17 protein-coding genes are annotated in these 15,996 nt (G+C 72.0%); 10 read left to right on the forward strand and 7 right to left on the reverse strand.

What is annotated here, in order from left to right; genetic code table 11:
• The first annotated feature begins 64 nt into the window (after positions 1–64).
• From RKD23_RS32005 to RKD23_RS32035, 7 genes are all read left to right on the forward strand, one after another.
• Positions 65–820, forward strand: a complete 756-nt coding sequence (locus RKD23_RS32005) for a HipA family kinase (RefSeq protein ID WP_424856846.1) — start codon at positions 65–67, stop codon at positions 818–820.
• Between the two features lie 29 nt (positions 821–849).
• The gene (locus tag RKD23_RS32010; RefSeq protein WP_424858382.1) at positions 850–1,266 is read left to right on the forward strand and encodes a DUF3037 domain-containing protein; all 417 of its coding nucleotides are present in this window, start codon (positions 850–852) and stop codon (positions 1,264–1,266) included.
• A 387-nt stretch (positions 1,267–1,653) separates the two neighbouring features.
• Complete coding sequence (fabG, locus tag RKD23_RS32015) at positions 1,654–2,415, forward strand: 3-oxoacyl-ACP reductase FabG (RefSeq protein WP_424856847.1); 762 nt, start codon at positions 1,654–1,656, stop codon at positions 2,413–2,415.
• Positions 2,416–2,432: 17 nt separating this feature from the next.
• A complete protein-coding gene (locus tag RKD23_RS32020; protein ID WP_424856848.1) occupies positions 2,433–3,194 on the forward strand; it encodes an SDR family oxidoreductase in 762 nt (253 codons plus the stop codon).
• Between the two features lie 239 nt (positions 3,195–3,433).
• Complete coding sequence (locus RKD23_RS32025) at positions 3,434–5,017, forward strand: ABC transporter substrate-binding protein (RefSeq protein ID WP_424856849.1); 1,584 nt, start codon at positions 3,434–3,436, stop codon at positions 5,015–5,017.
• 97 nt (positions 5,018–5,114) lie between these two features.
• A complete protein-coding gene (ung, locus tag RKD23_RS32030; RefSeq protein WP_424856850.1) occupies positions 5,115–5,801 on the forward strand; it encodes a uracil-DNA glycosylase in 687 nt (228 codons plus the stop codon).
• 901 nt (positions 5,802–6,702) lie between these two features.
• A complete protein-coding gene (locus RKD23_RS32035) occupies positions 6,703–7,227 on the forward strand; it encodes a hypothetical protein (RefSeq protein ID WP_424856851.1) in 525 nt (174 codons plus the stop codon).
• A 19-nt stretch (positions 7,228–7,246) separates the two neighbouring features.
• Here the strand turns inward: RKD23_RS32035 and RKD23_RS32040 are convergent, their stop codons facing one another.
• From RKD23_RS32040 to RKD23_RS32050, 3 genes are all read right to left on the reverse strand, one after another.
• On the reverse strand, positions 7,247–7,750 hold the full coding sequence (locus RKD23_RS32040; protein WP_424856852.1) for a hypothetical protein: 504 nt from the start codon (positions 7,748–7,750) through the stop codon (positions 7,247–7,249).
• Positions 7,751–7,867: 117 nt separating this feature from the next.
• Positions 7,868–8,377 (reverse strand): DinB family protein, encoded by a 510-nt coding sequence (locus RKD23_RS32045; RefSeq protein ID WP_424856853.1) that lies wholly within the window; start codon positions 8,375–8,377, stop codon positions 7,868–7,870.
• A gap of 4 nt (positions 8,378–8,381) precedes the next feature.
• Complete coding sequence (locus RKD23_RS32050; RefSeq protein WP_424856854.1) at positions 8,382–9,008, reverse strand: TetR/AcrR family transcriptional regulator; 627 nt, start codon at positions 9,006–9,008, stop codon at positions 8,382–8,384.
• Here RKD23_RS32050 and RKD23_RS32055 point away from each other — a divergent pair.
• The gene (locus RKD23_RS32055) at positions 9,007–10,293 is read left to right on the forward strand and encodes an FAD-dependent monooxygenase (protein ID WP_424856855.1); all 1,287 of its coding nucleotides are present in this window, start codon (positions 9,007–9,009) and stop codon (positions 10,291–10,293) included. The genes RKD23_RS32050 and RKD23_RS32055 overlap by 2 nt on opposite strands.
• Before the next feature lie 11 nt (positions 10,294–10,304).
• Positions 10,305–11,216, forward strand: coding sequence for a Gfo/Idh/MocA family protein (locus RKD23_RS32060; RefSeq protein ID WP_424856856.1), 912 nt, complete (start codon positions 10,305–10,307; stop codon positions 11,214–11,216).
• On the opposite strand, the gene lnt is transcribed toward RKD23_RS32060, so the two are convergent.
• Positions 11,134–12,705: an apolipoprotein N-acyltransferase gene (gene lnt / locus RKD23_RS32065; RefSeq protein ID WP_424856857.1), complete on the reverse strand. Its 1,572-nt coding sequence runs from the start codon at positions 12,703–12,705 to the stop codon at positions 11,134–11,136. The genes RKD23_RS32060 and lnt overlap by 83 nt on opposite strands.
• A gap of 104 nt (positions 12,706–12,809) precedes the next feature.
• Positions 12,810–13,274 carry a nuclear transport factor 2 family protein gene (locus RKD23_RS32070; protein WP_424856858.1) on the reverse strand — a complete coding sequence of 155 codons (465 nt, stop codon included), beginning with the start codon at positions 13,272–13,274 and terminating at the stop codon, positions 12,810–12,812.
• Between the two features lie 156 nt (positions 13,275–13,430).
• On the opposite strand from RKD23_RS32070, the gene RKD23_RS32075 reads away from it, so the two are divergent.
• Positions 13,431–14,048 carry a DUF4291 domain-containing protein gene (locus RKD23_RS32075; protein WP_424856859.1) on the forward strand — a complete coding sequence of 206 codons (618 nt, stop codon included), beginning with the start codon at positions 13,431–13,433 and terminating at the stop codon, positions 14,046–14,048.
• Positions 14,049–14,250: 202 nt separating this feature from the next.
• Here RKD23_RS32075 and RKD23_RS32080 read toward each other — a convergent pair whose 3' ends face one another.
• On the reverse strand, positions 14,251–14,430 hold the full coding sequence (locus RKD23_RS32080; protein ID WP_399643817.1) for a hypothetical protein: 180 nt from the start codon (positions 14,428–14,430) through the stop codon (positions 14,251–14,253).
• Positions 14,431–14,925: 495 nt separating this feature from the next.
• A complete protein-coding gene (locus tag RKD23_RS32085) occupies positions 14,926–15,801 on the reverse strand; it encodes an undecaprenyl-diphosphate phosphatase (protein ID WP_424856860.1) in 876 nt (291 codons plus the stop codon).
• Positions 15,802–15,996 lie beyond the last annotated feature (195 nt).

Consider the following 15,996-nt stretch of genomic DNA (forward strand, 5'->3'; position numbering starts at 1 on the left):
AACGTACCGCTCCGGGCGACGGGCCGCGTCCCGGCGGGCGTGAACGCCCCGGTAACCTGGGGCGATGCTGAAGGAAGTCGAAGCGACCCGGTTCATCACGCCGCTGCGTGAGGGCGGCTCGCTGCCGGGGCTGGTCGAGGCCGACGACCGGGGGACGTACGTCCTGAAGTTCACCGGGGCCAGTCAGGGGCGCAAGACGCTCGTCGCCGAGGTCGTCGTCGGTGAGCTGGCCCGCCGGCTGGGCTTCCGGATGCCCGGCCTGGTGACCGTCGAGCTGGACCCCGTCCTCGGACTCGGCGAGCCCGAGCAGCAGGTCCAGGACCTGCTGAGGTCCAGCGGCGGCACCAACCTCGGCATGGAGTTCCTCTCCGGCGCCCTCGGCTTCGACCCGCTCGCCTTCACCGTGGGGCCCGAGGAGGCCGGGCGGATCGTGTGGTTCGACGCGCTGGTCAACAACGTCGACCGTTCCTGGCGCAATCCCAACCTGCTGATGTGGCAGGGCGAGCTGTGGCTCATCGACCATGGCGCCACGATGATCTGGCACCACAACTGGCCCGGCGCGCAGAAGTCCGCCGACCGGCCCTACGACGCCTCCGACCATGCCCTCGCCGGGTTCGCGCCCGATGTGGCCGGGGCCGCGGCCGAGCTGGCACCGCGGGTCACCGAGGAACTGCTCGCCGAGGTCACCGCCGAGATCCCCGAGGTGTGGCTCGCGGACGAGCCCGGGTTCGACTCCGCCGACGCGCTGCGGCGGGCCTACGCGGAGCCGCTCGTCGCCCGGGCGGCCGTCGTCCACGAACGTATCGAGGGGATCAAGTGAGCAACGGCCGTATCAACGTGGCCGGTCATATGACCGAGCGCCACATCACCCGGGCCGGGCAGGGCGGGGACCAGGACGTCTTCGAGTACGCCGTGCTGCGGGTCGTACCGCGCATCGAACGGGGCGAGTGCATCAACGCCGGCGTGCTGGTGTACTGCCGCGCCCAGGCCTACGTCGGTGCCCGCACGCATCTCGACGAGGCGCGGCTCCTCGCCCTCGACTCGGCGGCGGACGTGGCGGGCGTGCGGGCTGCACTGCGTGCCGTGGAGGCCGTCTGCGGGGGTGGGGCGGGGGCGGGGCAGGCCGCGGGTGACGATGCCGGGCGGCGCTTTCGGTGGCTGGTGGCCCCGCGCTCCACGATCGTCCAGCCCGGGCCGATCCATACCGGCCTCACCACGGACGCCGCGAGCGAGACGGAACGCCTCCTGGACCTCCTGGTCCGCTGACGGGCTCCCCCCGCCGTTTCGCCGCTTCCTGGCCTTCGCCCACCCGCGCACCGCCCGTCGGAGTCGGCTGGGTGGCTGGCTCTCTTTCTGTGGTTGCTCGCCGTCGGCGGCTGCCCCGCCGTTTCGCCGCTTCGCGGCCTTCGCCCGCCCGCGCGCCGCCCGTCGGAGTCGGCCGGGTGGCTGGGCTCTCTTTCTGTGGTTGGTCGCCGTCGGCGGCCGCCCCGCCGTTTCGTCGTCTTTCCGGCCGTGCTCGTTGCGGGTAATGGATCACATGGGGCCGTGTGGCGTTGACACGGGGTGTCATCGCTTCTAGCGTCTCGTCTGCTGAAGGTACTAAGCGGTCGCTCACCGCATGTCACGTACTCTCAAGGGCGAGGAGATCCAGCAATGTCCACCACTGAACAGCGGGTCGCAGTAGTCACCGGGGCCGCGCGGGGTATCGGTGCCGCCACTGCGGTGCGGCTCGCGGCCGAGGGTCGTGCGGTCGCCGTGATCGACCTCGACGAGGCCGCCTGCAAGGACACCGTGGAGAAGATCACCGCGGCGGGTGGCCGGGCCATCGCGGTCGGGGCCGATGTCTCCGACGAGGCTCAGGTCGAGGCGGCCATCGCGCGCGTCGTGGAAGAGCTCGGCGCGCCCACGATCCTCGTCAACAACGCGGGTGTGCTCCGCGACAACCTGCTGTTCAAGATGAGCGTCTCCGACTGGGACACCGTCATGAACGTGCACCTCAAGGGCTCGTTCCTGATGAGCCGGGGCGTGCAGAAGCACATGGTCGACGCGGGCTTCGGCCGGATCGTCAACCTCTCCTCGTCCTCCGCGCTCGGCAACCGCGGCCAGGCCAACTACTCCGCCGCCAAGGCCGGTCTGCAGGGCTTCACCAAGACCCTCGCCAAGGAACTCGGCAAGTTCGGCATCACCGCCAACGCCGTCGCCCCCGGCTTCATCGCCACCGACATGACCGCCGCCACCGCCGAGCGCGTCGGCATGGGCTTCGAGGACTTCAAGGCCGCCGCCGCCTCGGTGATCCCCGTGCAGCGGGTCGGCGAGGCCGAGGACATCGCCAACGCCGTCGCCTTCTTCACCGGCGAGGCGGCCGGCTTCGTCTCCGGCCAGGTGCTGTACGTCGCCGGCGGACCGCTCGACTAGCGATCAGGGACACTGACATGACTGAACTGCCCCCCCTCTCCGGCAAGGTCGCCCTGGTCACGGGCGCCAGCCGCGGCATCGGCTACGGCGTCGCCGAGGCCCTCGTCGCCCGCGGCGACCGCGTCTGCATCACCGGCCGCAACGAGGACGCGCTGAAGGAGGCCGTCGAGAAGCTCGGCGCCGACCGCGTCATCGGTGTCGCCGGCAAGGCCCACGACGAGGCCCACCAGGCCGCCGCCGTCGAGCGCACGATGGAGGCCTTCGGCCGCGTCGACCACCTGGTCAACAACGCCGGCACCAACCCGGTGTTCGGCCCGATCGCCGACCTCGACCTCAACGTCGCGCGCAAGGTGTTCGAGACCAACGTCATCTCGGCGCTCGGCTTCGCCCAGCGCACCTGGCACGCCTGGCAGAAGGACAACGGAGGCGCGATCGTCAACATCGCCTCCGTCGCGGGCCTCGCGCCCTCGCCCTTCATCGGCGCCTACGGCATGAGCAAGGCCGCGATGGTCAACCTGACCATCCAGCTCGCGCACGAGTTCGCGCCGAAGGTACGGGTCAACGCCATCGCCCCGGCCGTGGTGAAGACCAAGTTCGCCCAGGCGCTGTACGAGGGCCGCGAGGAGGAGGCCGCCGCGGCGTACCCGCTGGCCCGGCTCGGCGTGCCCTCGGACATCGGCGGCGCGGCCGCGTTCCTCACCTCCGACCAGTCCGACTGGGTCACCGGCCAGACGCTCGTGGTGGACGGCGGACTCTTCCTCAACGCCGGTGTCGCGTGAGCCGCTGACCGCCCGCGAGGCGTGAGCGACCCGGGCGCCGTTTCCCTCCGGCCCGTCACCTGTGACGGATTCCGGTTGACGGAAACGGCGCCTTTGTCGTCGTAGAGCCAGCTCACAGGGCCATGACAACGTAGTCACAGCGGAAGTGATCAAGTTGCCGCCGAACGGGCCCTCCATCCGGAACCCGCGCTGCGATAGGGTCTGCCGACCCTTGGTATGGCAGATCGAGGAGCGTGCGCGTGTTCAACCGGAACCGATGCCTGCGGAATATCGCAGCGATCGCGTCCATATCCCTGGTGACCGGATGCAGTCTGTTCTCGGACGGCGGCGACTCGGACCAGGGACCGATCGTGGTGGGGACCACCAGCGCCCCCAGCACGTTGGATCCGGCCGCTTCCTGGGACGGCTCCTGGGAGCTGTTCCGCAACGTCTACCAGACCCTGCTGAGCTACCCCGACGGCGCCACCACGCCGCAGCCGGACGCGGCCAAGGAGTGCGCCTTCACGGACACCACCAACCGCACGTACCGCTGCGAACTGCGTGACGGACTGCAGTTCTCCGACGGCGGCAGGCTGGACGCCGAGGCCGTCAAGCACTCCGTCGACCGCATCCTGAAGATCAAGGCGCCCACCGGCCCCGCCGGACTGCTCGGCAGCCTCGACCGGGTCGAGACCCGCGGCGACCGCGAGGTGGTCTTCCACCTCAAGACGGCCGACGCCACCTTCCCGTTCGTGCTGGCCACCCCGGCCCTGTCGATCGTCGACCCCGACGACTACCCGGCCGACAAGCTGCGCGAGGACGACGGCCGCATCGACGGCTCCGGCCCCTACACGCTGGAGTCGTACACCGAGAACGACAAGGCCGAACTGGTCCGCAACGACACCTACAAGGGCACCGCCGAGCGGCAGAACGACGCCGTGACGATCCGCTACTTCCAGGACTCGGCCGCCATGGTCCAGGCCCTGCGCGACAAGAGCATCGACGTCACGTACCGAGGTCTCGCCGCCGACGACATCGTCGAGCTGCAGAGCAAGGACGCCGACGAGGACCTCCAGCTCGTCGAGGGCACCGGCACCGACATCAGCTACCTGGTGTTCAACCCCAGCGACCCGTGGGCGGGCAAGGCGGCCGTGCGCAAGGCCGTCGCCCAGATCGTCGACCGGCCGGCCATCGCGCACAAGATCTACAAGGACACGGTGGACCCGCTGTACTCCATGGTCCCCACCGGCCTCACCGGCCACACCACCGGCTTCTTCGACAGCTTCGGCGACCCCGACACCGACAAGGCCCGCAAGCTCCTCACGGACGCGGGGATCGACGCGCCGGTGCCGCTCGAGTTCTGGTACACCACCGACCGCTACGGCTCCGAGACCGCCGTGATGTTCAAGGAGCTCAAGCGGCAGCTGGACGCCTCCGGGCTGTTCGAGATCACGCTGAAGAGCCGGCCCTGGAAGACGTACGTCGAGGGCTACCAGAGCGGCGAGTACCCGGTGTTCGGCCGTGGCTGGTTCCCCGACTTCCCCGACCCGGACAACTTCGTCGCGCCGTTCGTCGGCAAGGACAACGCCCTCGGCACGCCCTACCCGGCGCCCGAGATCACCGGCGTCCTGCTGCCGCGCTCGCGCCGCGAGAGCGACCGCGGACGGGTGGTGCGGGACTTCGAGCAGGCTCAGGAGATCCTCGTCGACGACGTCCGGCTGCTGCCGCTGTGGCAGGGAAGGCAGTACGTCGCCGCGAGCGAGGAGATCTCCGGCGGGGCGCAGGCCCTGGACCCCTCCACGATCATGATGATGTGGGAGCTGCACCGCAAGACCAGCTGGTAGCGGGGCCTTGGCGGGCGGTACCGGCGGCGTTGTCAGTGGGCGGCTGTAGGTTCTGAGTGCTGGAACCGAACCGACCGCACATCGTAAGGAAGTTGACGTGACCGACATCGCCATGCTGCCCGAGTCCTGGCGCGGGGTTCTGGGTGACGAACTGCAGCAGCCCTACTTCAAGGAGCTGATGGAGTTCGTCGAGGAGGAGCGGGCGAAGGGTCCCGTCTACCCGCCGCGCGAGGAGGTCTTCGCCGCGCTGGACGCGACGCCGTTCGACCAGGTGAAGGTCCTCGTCCTCGGCCAGGACCCCTACCACGGCGAGGGGCAGGGGCACGGCCTGTGCTTCTCGGTGCGGCCGGGCGTGAAGACCCCGCCCTCCCTGCGCAACATCTACAAGGAGATGCAGCAGGAGCTGGGCCTGCCGGTCCCGGACAACGGCTATCTGATGCCGTGGGCCCGCCAGGGCGTCCTGCTGCTCAACGCGGTGCTCACCGTCCGCGCGGGTGAGGCCAACTCGCACAAGGGCAAGGGCTGGGAGAAGTTCACCGACGCGGTCATCCGCGCGGTGGCCGACCGGCCCGACCCGGCGGTGTTCGTGCTGTGGGGCAACTACGCGCAGAAGAAACTGCCGCTCATCGACGAGAGCCGGCATGTCGTGGTGAAGGGCGCCCACCCCTCGCCGCTGTCCGCGAAGAAGTTCTTCGGCTCCCACCCCTTCACGCAGATCAACGAGGCCGTGGCGGCGCAGGGTCACACGCCGATCGACTGGAGCATCCCGAACCTGGGGGCCTGACCGGCGGCCCCGGCACCCGGCCCGGTCTTGGCCGGACCGGTCCTCCGCCGGGCCGGGCCGGCGTCGTACGGCCGCCTGTCGCCGGGGGCGGCCGGGGTCCGCGTGTGCCTGCGGCGGCCGATGGCGGGCGCGGCCGGGGTCCGCATGTCGCCCGTGACGGTCGGTGGCGGGTGCGGTGGGTGTCCGCCGTGCCTGCCTGTCGCCTGCGGCGGTCGTCGGCTGGTGCGGTCGGTGTCCGCCGTGCCCGTCTGGCGCCCGGGCGGGCGTTGGTGGGTGCGGCCAGCGCCTGCCTGTGTCTGTGGCCGTCGGCTGGTACGGCCCGTGTCCGCTGTGCCCGCCTTGCGGCGGTCGTCGGCTGGTGCGGCCGGTGTTCGCGTGTTGTCCGTGACGGTCGGTGGCGGGTGCGGTTGGTGTCCGCTGTGCCTCGCCTGTCGCCGGGATGGCCGTCGGTGGGTGCGGCCGGTGCCTGCCTGTGTCTCCGGCGGCTGTCGGCTGGTGCGGTCGGTCTCCGCCGTCCCCGCCTGTTGCCTGCGGCGGTCGTCGGTGGGTGCGGTCGTGCTCCCCCGGTTTTCCGTGACGGTCGGTGGCGGGTGCGGTCGGTGTCCGCTGTGCCCCGCCTGTCGCCCGGGCGGCCGTCGGTGGGTGCGGTCGGCGTCTGTCGGCGCCTGCGGCGGCCCTCGGCGGGTGCGGCCGGCTCGCGCGTGTCGCCCGCGTCGGCGGGGGCGGCGCGTGCCTGCCCGTCGCCTGCGGTCGGCGGCGGCGCGTGCCGTCGGTGTCGCCGTGTCGTACGGGCCCGCCTGGCCGGGATCGGGGGGTGGGGCGGTTAGCGTTCGGGGGTCTGGGGTGTTCGGCGCCTTCGGCGCGTTCGGGGCGTCGGCGTCGGGAAGGTGCGGAGGGCCTGATGGTGGAGCGACAGGAACAGGCGGCGCCGGATGCCGTGATGACACGGATCGGGCAGGTCGTGATGCTGCATCACGCGGGCGACCGTGAAGAGGCCCGCGACCGGTTCCTCACCCTGTGGGCCGAGATCGGCGAGGAGGGCGACCCGCTGCACCGGTGCACGCTGGCCCACTACATGGCCGACACCCAGGACGACCCCGACGCGGAGCTGGCCTGGGACCTGCGGGCGCTCACGGCGGCGGAGGAACTCACGGACGACCGCCTCGCCTCGCACGAGGGCGCGCCCGCCGTGCGGGCCCTCTACCCGTCGCTCCACCTCAACCTCGCCGCGGACTACGTCAAACTCGCCCGCCCTGACGCCGCCCGCACCCACCTGGCCCGAGCCCGCCTCGCGGCGGAGTCCCTGGCCGACGACGGCTACGGGGACGGGGTCCGCGCTGCCATCGGCCGCCTGGAGCTGAGGCTGCGCGAGGAGGGCGGCGGGCCCGGCGGGGAGAGCTGGGGGCCGCCGCGGCAGCGGCCGTAGCAGTATTCACGGGCACCCCTCACCTCCCGTACGCCCGCTCGCACGCCCGCGCCTCCGGGCTGTCCGCCCGCCAGCCGCCGTATTTCTTGCCGAGCGCGCAGACGTCGGAGTTCCTGCGGACCGACTCCGAGACGTCCGGGAGGTCCACCGGGGGCACGTGCGGTCGGGCGTGGCGGGTCTTCTCGGGGTGCGGATGCGGGTGGGGACGGCCCGGGTGCTCGGCACGGGGAGCCGGTGGGGGCTCGGCGGGGGCGTGCCGCGGCGCCGGGATCTCCGGCGAGGGGGTGGGCGGCGTGGACGACCGGGGCGGTGTCGAGGGCCGGCGGCCGGCCAGCTCCAGGGCCTCGAGCGCCGGGGCCTGCACGATCTGGGGCTCGGTGTGGCCGTCCGGGCGGGGCACCGACGGCTGGGTCGGTGCCACCGGCGGGCCGGACGCCGGTGGACGCTGGACCGTCACACAGCCCGCGAGGGCCGAGACGGCCACGGTGACCAGGAGCGTTGCGGTGGTCGTCGTTCGATGCACCCGCGCAACTCTGCTGGCTCCGCCCGCTTCCGGGACGACGGACAGGCGCAGGATGCCCCGCACGGGTGATCTCCGGCCCCGTACGAAGGGTGTGGGCGCTTCTGGGGTGACGTGACGTCAGTATCCGGTGACGCCGTCGAGGCGCTCGCGCAGCAGGTCGGCGTGGCCGTTGTGCCGGGCGTACTCCTCGATCATGTGGGTGTAGATCCAGCGCAGGCTGGGGGAGTCGCCGTGCCGGGTGCGGCCCTTGGAGAGGTCGTCGAGGCCGACGCCGGCGGCGTTGTCGCGCGCGATCGCGATCTCGGACTGCCAGGTGGTGCGGGCCTCGTCCCAGGTGTCGGCGCCGGTGAGGTGGAACTCGCCGTCCGGGTCCTCGTCGCTGAACCAGATCGGCCCGGGGGAGTCGTCGGTCAGCACCTTGCGGAACCAGATCCGTTCCACCTCGGCCATGTGCCGTACGAGCCCCATCAGGGTCAGCTCGGACGGTTCGACGGCGGCCGTGCGCAACTGCTCGTCGGTCAGGCCCTGGCATTTGCGGGCGAGGGTCTGCCGGTGGAACTCCAGCCAGCCCTCGAGCATGTCCCGTTCACCGGCGTTCGAGGCAGGCATGGTGCGGTCGTTGGTCATGTCCTCATGGTCGCCCACCGGGGCCCGGCTCTTCCAGGGCATTGCGGCCGAGCATGCCGTGGAGCAGTTCGCGCAGCCCGGCCCGTACGTCGTCCAGGCAGGGGAGTTCGGCGTTGAACGACCCCGCCACGCAGGAGAACATCAGCCCGTCCGCCCAGGCGACCAGCGACAGGACATGCCGGTCCGGTGAGGTCGACCCCATGGCGATGACCAGGGCCTTCAACTGGTCGCGGAACACGGCGCCCGTGGCGTCGAAGTGGGCGCGCAGCTCGGGGCGGCGGGTGGCCTCCAGGGCGAGTTCGTAGCGGGCGAGGGTCAGTTGGCGATTCCGGGTCAGGGCGCGGTGGGTCGCGAGGGCGAGCCCGTCCACCAGTGAGTCGAGGCCGCCGCGGGGGTCCGGCAGCTCGTCCAGGGCGAGGACCCGGGCCTCGCGTTCGGCGAGCCGGCGCACCGCCAGTTCCAGCAGGGCCTGCCGGGTGCGGGCCAGGTTGGAGGTCGAGCCCTGGGGGAGGGCGGCGGTCTCGTCGACCGCCCGGTGGGTGAGCCCGCGCATCCCGCGCTCGGCGAGGAGGGCGAGAGCGGCGTCGGCGACGAGGTCGGCGCGGGCGGGGCCCGTGGTGCGTGCGGACATGGAGATCAACCTACCGGGAGTCGGCCCGCCGAACTACATCCGTAGTACAGTCGACCCTGACGAGCCTCACTACAGGTGTAGTCATCGGGTCTCAGGAGGAGTCATGGCGGGCATACGACGTGTCGTGGTCATCGGCGGCGGCATCGGAGGACTGACCGCGGCGGCGGCCCTGCACCGAGCCGGACGGGAGGTCACCGTCCTGGAGCGGGCCCCTTCGCTGGAGCCGGTGGGGGCGGCCGTCTCGCTCGCCCCCAACTCCCTGCGCGCGCTGGACGTCATCGGGCTCGGCGACGAGATCCGCGACCTCGCCGCCTGGCAGGGCGACGGCGGGCTGCGCACCCCCGGCGGGCGCTGGCTGTCGCGGACCGACGCCGAGGCGGCGGCCGAGCGGTTCGGAGGACCGCTCGTCCTGCTGCCCCGCGCCACGCTCGTCGAGCGCCTGGCCGCGCAACTGCCGCCGGACGCGGTCCGTACGGCCCTCGCCGCGACCGTCATAGACCCCGGTGACGCCGGCTCCCCCGCGCGCGTGGCCACGCCCGAGGGGGAGTGGGAAGCCGACCTGGTGGTCGCCGCCGACGGCATCCGCTCCGCCGTGCGCGGCACCCTGTTCCCGGAGCACCCCGGCACCGTCTACTCGGGCTTCACCACCTGGCGCGTCATGATCCCGGTGCCCGGCGCGGAGTTCGCCTCGCACGAGAGCTGGGGGCGCGGCCGCATCTGGGGCAGCCACCCGCTCAAGGACGGCCGGGTCTACGCCTACGCCGCCGCCCTCGCCCCGGCCGGCGAGCGCGCCCCCGACGAGCGGGCCGAACTGCTGCGCCGCTACGGCGACTGGCACGACCCCATCCCGGCGATCCTCGCCGCCGCCCGGCCCGAGGACGTCCTGCGGCACGACGTCCACCACATCGCGCGGCCACTGCCCGCCTACCACCGCGGCCGCGTGGCCCTGCTCGGCGACGCCGCGCACGCCATGCCGCCGACCCTCGGGCAGGGCGGCAACCAGGCCATGGAGGACGCCGTCGTCCTCGCCCACCACTGCGAGGACCTGCCCGCCTACACCGCCGCGCGCCTGCCCCGTACGACGGCCGTCGCGCGGCAGGCCGTCAGGGTGGCCCGGCTCAACATGACGCCCAACCGCGCCCTGATGGCCGTACGCAACACACTCATCACGGGTCTGTCGGCGGTCGGGCCCGCGCTGTTCCTGCGGTCCTTCGACGGCATCGCCGACTGGCGTCCGCCGCAGGCGCCGTATGCTGCCGGGCAGGGCACGGCAGGCAAGCGCTGAAGGAGTTCCCCGTGAAGGTCGGCTGCATCGGACTCGGTGACATCGCGCAGAAGGCGTATCTGCCGGTGCTCGGGACGCAGCCGGGGATCGAGCTCCATCTCCAGACGCGTACGCCGGCCACCCTCGACAGGGTCGGCGACAGCCTGCATCTGCCGGCCGGGCAGCGGCACCGGGACCTGGACGCGCTGCTCGCGCAGGGGCTGGACGCGGCGTTCGTGCACGCGCCGACCGCGGTGCACCCGGAGATCGTGACGCGGCTGCTCCAAGCGGGCGTACCGACGTACGTCGACAAGCCGCTGGCGTACGAACTCGCCGACTCCGAGCGGCTGGTGCGGCTCGCCGAGGAGCGTGGGGTGTCGCTCGCGGTCGGCTTCAACCGGCGCTGCGCGCCCGCGTACACGCAGTGCGCCGACCATCCGCGCGAGCTGATCGTGATGCAGAAGAACCGCGTCGGGCTGCCCGAGGAGCCGCGGTCGATGATCCTCGACGACTTCATCCACGTCGTGGACACCCTGCGGTTCCTGGTGCCCGGCCCGATCGACGACGTGACCGTACGCGCGCGTGTGGAGGGCGGTCTGCTCCACCATGTCGTCCTCCAGCTCGCCGGGGACGGCTTCACCGCGATCGGGGTGATGAACCGGCTCAGCGGTTCCACCGAGGAGATCCTGGAGGTCTCCGGGCAGGACACCAAGCGGCAGGTGCTCAACATCGCCGAGGTGATCGACCACAAGGGCCAGCCGACCGTACGGCGGCGCGGCGACTGGGTGCCGGTGGCCCGGCAGCGCGGCATCGAGCAGGCGGCGCTGGCTTTCCTGGACGCCGTGCGCACGGGCAAGGTGCTCAGCGCACGGGACGCGCTGGCCACTCACGAGCTGTGCGAGCGGGTGGTGCGTGCGGTTCAGGAGCGTTCCGGCGCGGCCTGAGCGTCCGGGCGGCCTCCGCCGCGCCCAGCGCCGCCAGCACCAGCAGGGCGGCGTGCACCGGCCAGTCGCCGAAGCGGACGTAGGGCGTCGTGCCGTACGCCAGCGGCACCTCGTACACCCGGGTCGCGCTCGCCCCGGTGCCGAGCCAGGAACCGACGCGCGTACCGTCGGGCCCGTACACGGCGGACACTCCGGTGAGGGTGGCGTGCACCATCGGGCGGCCGGTCTCGGCGGCGCGCAGGGCGGCGAGCGAGGCATGCTGCCCTGGCGCCCAGCTGTGCTGGAACGTCGAGGTCGACGACTGGGCGATCAGGACGTCGGCGCCGTCCTTGGTGAGCCTGCGGCTCATGTCCGAAAACGCCGACTCGAAGCACACCATGGGCCCCACCTTCAGCCCGTCGACGTCCATCACCACCTGCTCGGTGCCGCGCCTGCGGTCCTCGCCGGCCGCCTTGCCGACGGAGGTGGCCCAGCCGAGCAGGGAGCGGGCGGGCACGTACTCGCCGAACGGGACCAGGCGCATCTTGTCGTAGCGGTCGCCGGTGAGGCCGTCGGGGCCGACCAGGACGGAGCTCTTGTAGATGCCGGGCCGGTCCGAGCGCCGGGCGTCGACATTGACCAGGATCTCGGTGCCGGTGTCCCGGGACAGCGCCGCGACCCGGCGGGCCAGGTCGGGGCGGGCCCCCAGGTCGAAGCCGACGCTGCTCTCGCCCCAGACGATCAGGTCGAGATCCTGCCCGGCAAGGGCGCGGGTGAGCTGCTCCTCGCGGTCGAAGCGGCGGTCCCCGCTGTCGTCGCCCTCGATCACACCCGGCTGGACCACGGCGAGACGCACCTGCTTCTCGACGTCCGCGCGCGGCGCCCACAGCCACGCGGCCGAGGTCGCGGCGGCCGTGGCGAGCAGCGCCGCGAGCGCGGGCAGCCGGGCGGCGCGCACCACGATCAGCGCGGCGACCGCGGCGTTCACCGCCACCAGCAGCAGGCTCAGCAGCCATACGCCGCCCACCGACGCCAGCCGCAGCGCGGGCGCCACCTGCCACTGGCTGGCACCGAGCATGCCCCACGGCCCGCCGAGCCCCTCCCAGGAGCGCACCAGCTCCACCACCAGCCAGGCCGACGGCAGGGCGACCAGCGCGACCCCGACCCTGCGCGGGCCGGGCTCACCCCCGAGGCAGCGGCGCACCAGCCAGCCCCAGGGCGCCCACAGCGCGCCGAGCAGGGCCGCGATGACGAACGTGAACACATGCAGGCTCGGCAGCAGCCAGTGGTGCACGGCCAGCATGAAGCCGAACCCGCCCCACCAGCCGTCGTACGCCGCTCTGCGCCCGGTCGGCGCGGTGCGCGCCAGCAGGATCCACGGCACCAGCGCGACCGGCGCGCACCACCACAGGGCCGGGGCCGGGAAAGCGAACATGGGCAGCGCCCCGGCGAGCGCCGCGAGCGTCGAGCGCCGCCACGGGGAGGCGAGCCACTGGCCGAACGTCCTCATACGGCGCCTCCCTACCCCGGTGGGCCTCCAGTGTCACCCCGCCGACGATCTCGGTACAGAGGACGATCACGGGCGGCGCCGGACACCGACGGACGCGGATCGGCTCAGTTGATCACAGGAGCGGCGGCACGGTCCGGCAGGCGCCGCCACTTCTCGCGCACGATCACCTCGCGCAGCCGCCAGCCGTCGTCCGTCCGGACCAGCGCGAACGCGTACCGGCCGCCGCACACGAAGTCCGGCGCGGTGGTGCCCATGGGGTTGATGTAGTCGGCCTGCACACGGGCGGTGTCCCCGGTGTCGCGCTCCAGCACCTCGAACCGCACCCGGCGGTTCACGATCAGATGCTGCCTCATCGGGAAGACCCCGAGGCTGTCCGCCAGCCATACGGCGACGTCCCGCGCGTTCCCCTCGATGCCGCCCGCGGAGCGGTAGTCCGCCCGCCCGTCGTGCGTGAACAGCCTTCGGTACGCCTCCCAGTCGCCGTCGTCCACGGCCACGGCATAGTCGGTGATCAGCCCGTCCACGGCCAGCCGATCCATCACGGTCGCGAGCTCCACGCGCTGCGTCATCGGCTCAGTGTCGGGGGCGGGGCGTGCGGAGCCAAGGGGGCGTGCGGGATATTGGCCTGTCCGGCCGACCGGGATGATCCCTTCCGGCCCGAGAGCGGGGGCGTCGGCGGCGATATTCGCTGGCCGGACCGGCGTGGTGGCAGCGAGTCTGGGCCGGTGAACGAAGAGCAGCACCTGACCGCACAAGAGCCCAGATTCCGTGTCCGCGCCCGCTACACGGACAGCACGATCACCGTCTACCAGGCCTACCGTCCCGAGATCGGCCGACCGGCTGCGCGCGACGGCCGCTTCCCGTCCTCCTGGAAGCGGGACCGGATGACCTGGATCAAGCCGTCGTTCCTGTGGATGATGTACCGCTGCGGCTGGGGGACGAAGGAGGGGCAGGAGACGGTCCTCGCCGTGGAGATCACCCGCGACGGCTTCGAGTGGGCCCTGAACAACTCCTGCCTGTCCCACTACGTCCCCGGGCTGCACCCCGATCAGGCCGCCTGGAAGAGGCAGTTGAGGCGGTCGCCCGCGCGCGTGCAGTGGGACCCGGAGCGCGATCTGCACCTGAACCCGCTGCCGCACCGGTCGCTTCAGCTGGGGCTCGCGGGAGAGGCGGCGGCACGTTACGCGGACGAATGGATCGTCGGCATCGAGGACGTGACACCCCTGGCCACGAAGCTGCACGCGCTGGTGCGGGCCCGCGAACTGCGGGCGGCCGGCGCGCTGTTGCCGCCGGAGCGGCCGTATCCGCTCGCCGAGTCTCTGGTGAGCCATCTGCGGTCGTGATCGCTGACCGAGTCTCTGGTGAGCCACCTGCGGTCGTGATCGCTTGCCGAGTCTCTGGTGAGCCACCTGCGGCTGTGACCGCTGCCGAGTCTCTGGTCACGCACCTGCGGTCGTGACCGGCCGGCGAACCCCGCTCAGAGCGCTCCCTGACTGGCCGACGACCCCGCTCAGGCCGCCTCCTGACCGGACGGCGCCTCCCAGCTCAGGCCGCCTCCAGCACCTCCTCGCGCATCGCCTTGGCCCACTCGACCACCAACAGCTCGTACTCCGCCCGCTGTTGAGCACTCAGCGAGCCGCCCGCGCGCCGCCACAACGCGCGGATCCGCTCGTTGACCTCCGCGGCAGAGCGCACGGAACCAGGGGCCTCGGAATCGGGGGACATGCGGGCAAGCCTAGGGGCAAGCACTGACAGAGCGCTACCGGCTGACTACGCTAACGGTGGGGGATCAGCCACGGCCGGGCTCCGCTACTGACCCCTCGCTCAGTCCACCCACACCACGGCACATGGCCCGAGCCGGGCGGCCGTGGCGTAGAACTCCAGCAAGTTGGCGATTGTTCGACCAGGTGAGCGCGGAGGTTGCTGTTCCGTCCCTGGCTGAATCCGCACAGCCCGGCCGCCCGCGCGGGCTCTTCCGGCCAGGCGTCGAGAAGCGAGTTCAGGTCGACTTCGTCAAGTCCGCGAGCCACCTCGCCGACTCCGCGGTGGTGTCACCGGTGCACGCCCTTTCCAGCAGCGCGACCACATCCGGATCGGCGCCCGAGGCCCGGCAGAGGGCGCTCCTCTCCGCCGAGGGCGCGGCCGGCGACGGGCACACATGCGAAGGCTCCCGCGGCGCGGTGCCGCGGGAGCCCGGTGTGACGGGAAGGCGGTGTGGCGTCAGCCCGCCGATTCCGCCGCGTGCGGGCTCAGGACGCCCATCGTGACCAGCGCGACCAGGATGATGCCGAGGACGACGCGGTACCAGACGAAGGGCATGAAGCTCTTGGTGGAGATGTACTTCATGAACCACGCGATGACGGCGTACCCCGTCGCGAACGCGATGATCGTGGCGAAGATCGTCGGGCCCCAGGAGACGTGGCCGCCCTCAAGGGCGTCCTTCAGCTCGAAGGTGCCGGAGGCGAGCACGGCGGGGATGGCGAGGAGGAAGGAGTACCGGGCCGCGGCCTCGCGCTGGTAGCCCATGAAGAGGCCGCCGCTGATGGTGGCGCCGGAGCGGGAGACGCCCGGGATGAGGGCGCAGGCCTGGCAGAGGCCGAAGATGAGGCCGTCGCGGACGCCGAGGTCCTGCAGGCCCTTGCGGGGACGCGCGGCGCGGTGCTTGCCGCCCGTCTCGTCGCGGGCCGCGCGCCGGTCGGCGATGCCGATGATCACACCGACCACGATCAGCATGGTCGCGGTGATGCGGAGGTCACGGAACGGGCCCTCGATCTGGTCCTTCAGCGTCACGCCGAGCACACCGATCGGGATCGAGCCGACGATCACGAGCCAGCCCATCTGGGCGTCGTGGTCCTTGCGGGCCGCCTTGTCGAACAGTGAGCGCGTCCATGCCGACAGGATGCGGCCGATGTCCTTGCGGAAGTAGATCAGCACCGCCGCCTCCGTGCCGATCTGCGTGATCGCCGTGAAAGCCGCCCCCGGGTCCTCCCAGCCCGAGAAGGCCGCGGTGAGTCGCAGGTGCGCGCTCGAGGAGACGGGGAGGAACTCGGTCAGCCCCTGGACGAGTCCGAGGATGAGTGATTCGAACCAAGACATGAAGTTACGGAGTCCAAGAGTGCCGATCGTGCAACGGGCGACGGACACACCGAACCCCCGTGCGCGGAGGTCGGTGTGTTGAGGGGCAGCGTAGCGTCCTCGGGTGACGGGCCATGACGCAGGGGCTTCGGTGATGATCGTCGGATGATCGGGCCGGGGTGTTGACGCTCGCCCGGAGGGCACTTACGTTGCAGC

It is taken from the genome of Streptomyces sp. SAI-170, from assembly GCF_049739565.1.
Classification (GTDB): Bacteria; Actinomycetota; Actinomycetes; order Streptomycetales; family Streptomycetaceae; genus Streptomyces.

Coding starts and splice junctions, on each gene's coding strand:
- RKD23_RS32005 (WP_424856846.1), top strand. CDS start 65: ATGCTGAAGGAAGTCGAAGCGACCCGGTTCATCACGCCGCTGCGTGAG.
- RKD23_RS32010 (WP_424858382.1), top strand. CDS start 850: ATGACCGAGCGCCACATCACCCGGGCCGGGCAGGGCGGGGACCAGGAC.
- fabG (WP_424856847.1), top strand. CDS start 1,654: ATGTCCACCACTGAACAGCGGGTCGCAGTAGTCACCGGGGCCGCGCGG.
- RKD23_RS32020 (WP_424856848.1), top strand. CDS start 2,433: ATGACTGAACTGCCCCCCCTCTCCGGCAAGGTCGCCCTGGTCACGGGC.
- RKD23_RS32035 (WP_424856851.1), top strand. CDS start 6,703: ATGGTGGAGCGACAGGAACAGGCGGCGCCGGATGCCGTGATGACACGG.
- RKD23_RS32045 (WP_424856853.1), bottom strand. CDS start 8,377: ATGACCAACGACCGCACCATGCCTGCCTCGAACGCCGGTGAACGGGAC.
- RKD23_RS32055 (WP_424856855.1), top strand. CDS start 9,007: ATGGAGATCAACCTACCGGGAGTCGGCCCGCCGAACTACATCCGTAGT.
- RKD23_RS32050 (WP_424856854.1), bottom strand. CDS start 9,008: ATGTCCGCACGCACCACGGGCCCCGCCCGCGCCGACCTCGTCGCCGAC.
- lnt (WP_424856857.1), bottom strand. CDS start 12,705: ATGAGGACGTTCGGCCAGTGGCTCGCCTCCCCGTGGCGGCGCTCGACG.
- RKD23_RS32070 (WP_424856858.1), bottom strand. CDS start 13,274: ATGACGCAGCGCGTGGAGCTCGCGACCGTGATGGATCGGCTGGCCGTG.
- RKD23_RS32080 (WP_399643817.1), bottom strand. CDS start 14,430: ATGTCCCCCGATTCCGAGGCCCCTGGTTCCGTGCGCTCTGCCGCGGAG.
- RKD23_RS32085 (WP_424856860.1), bottom strand. CDS start 15,801: ATGTCTTGGTTCGAATCACTCATCCTCGGACTCGTCCAGGGGCTGACC.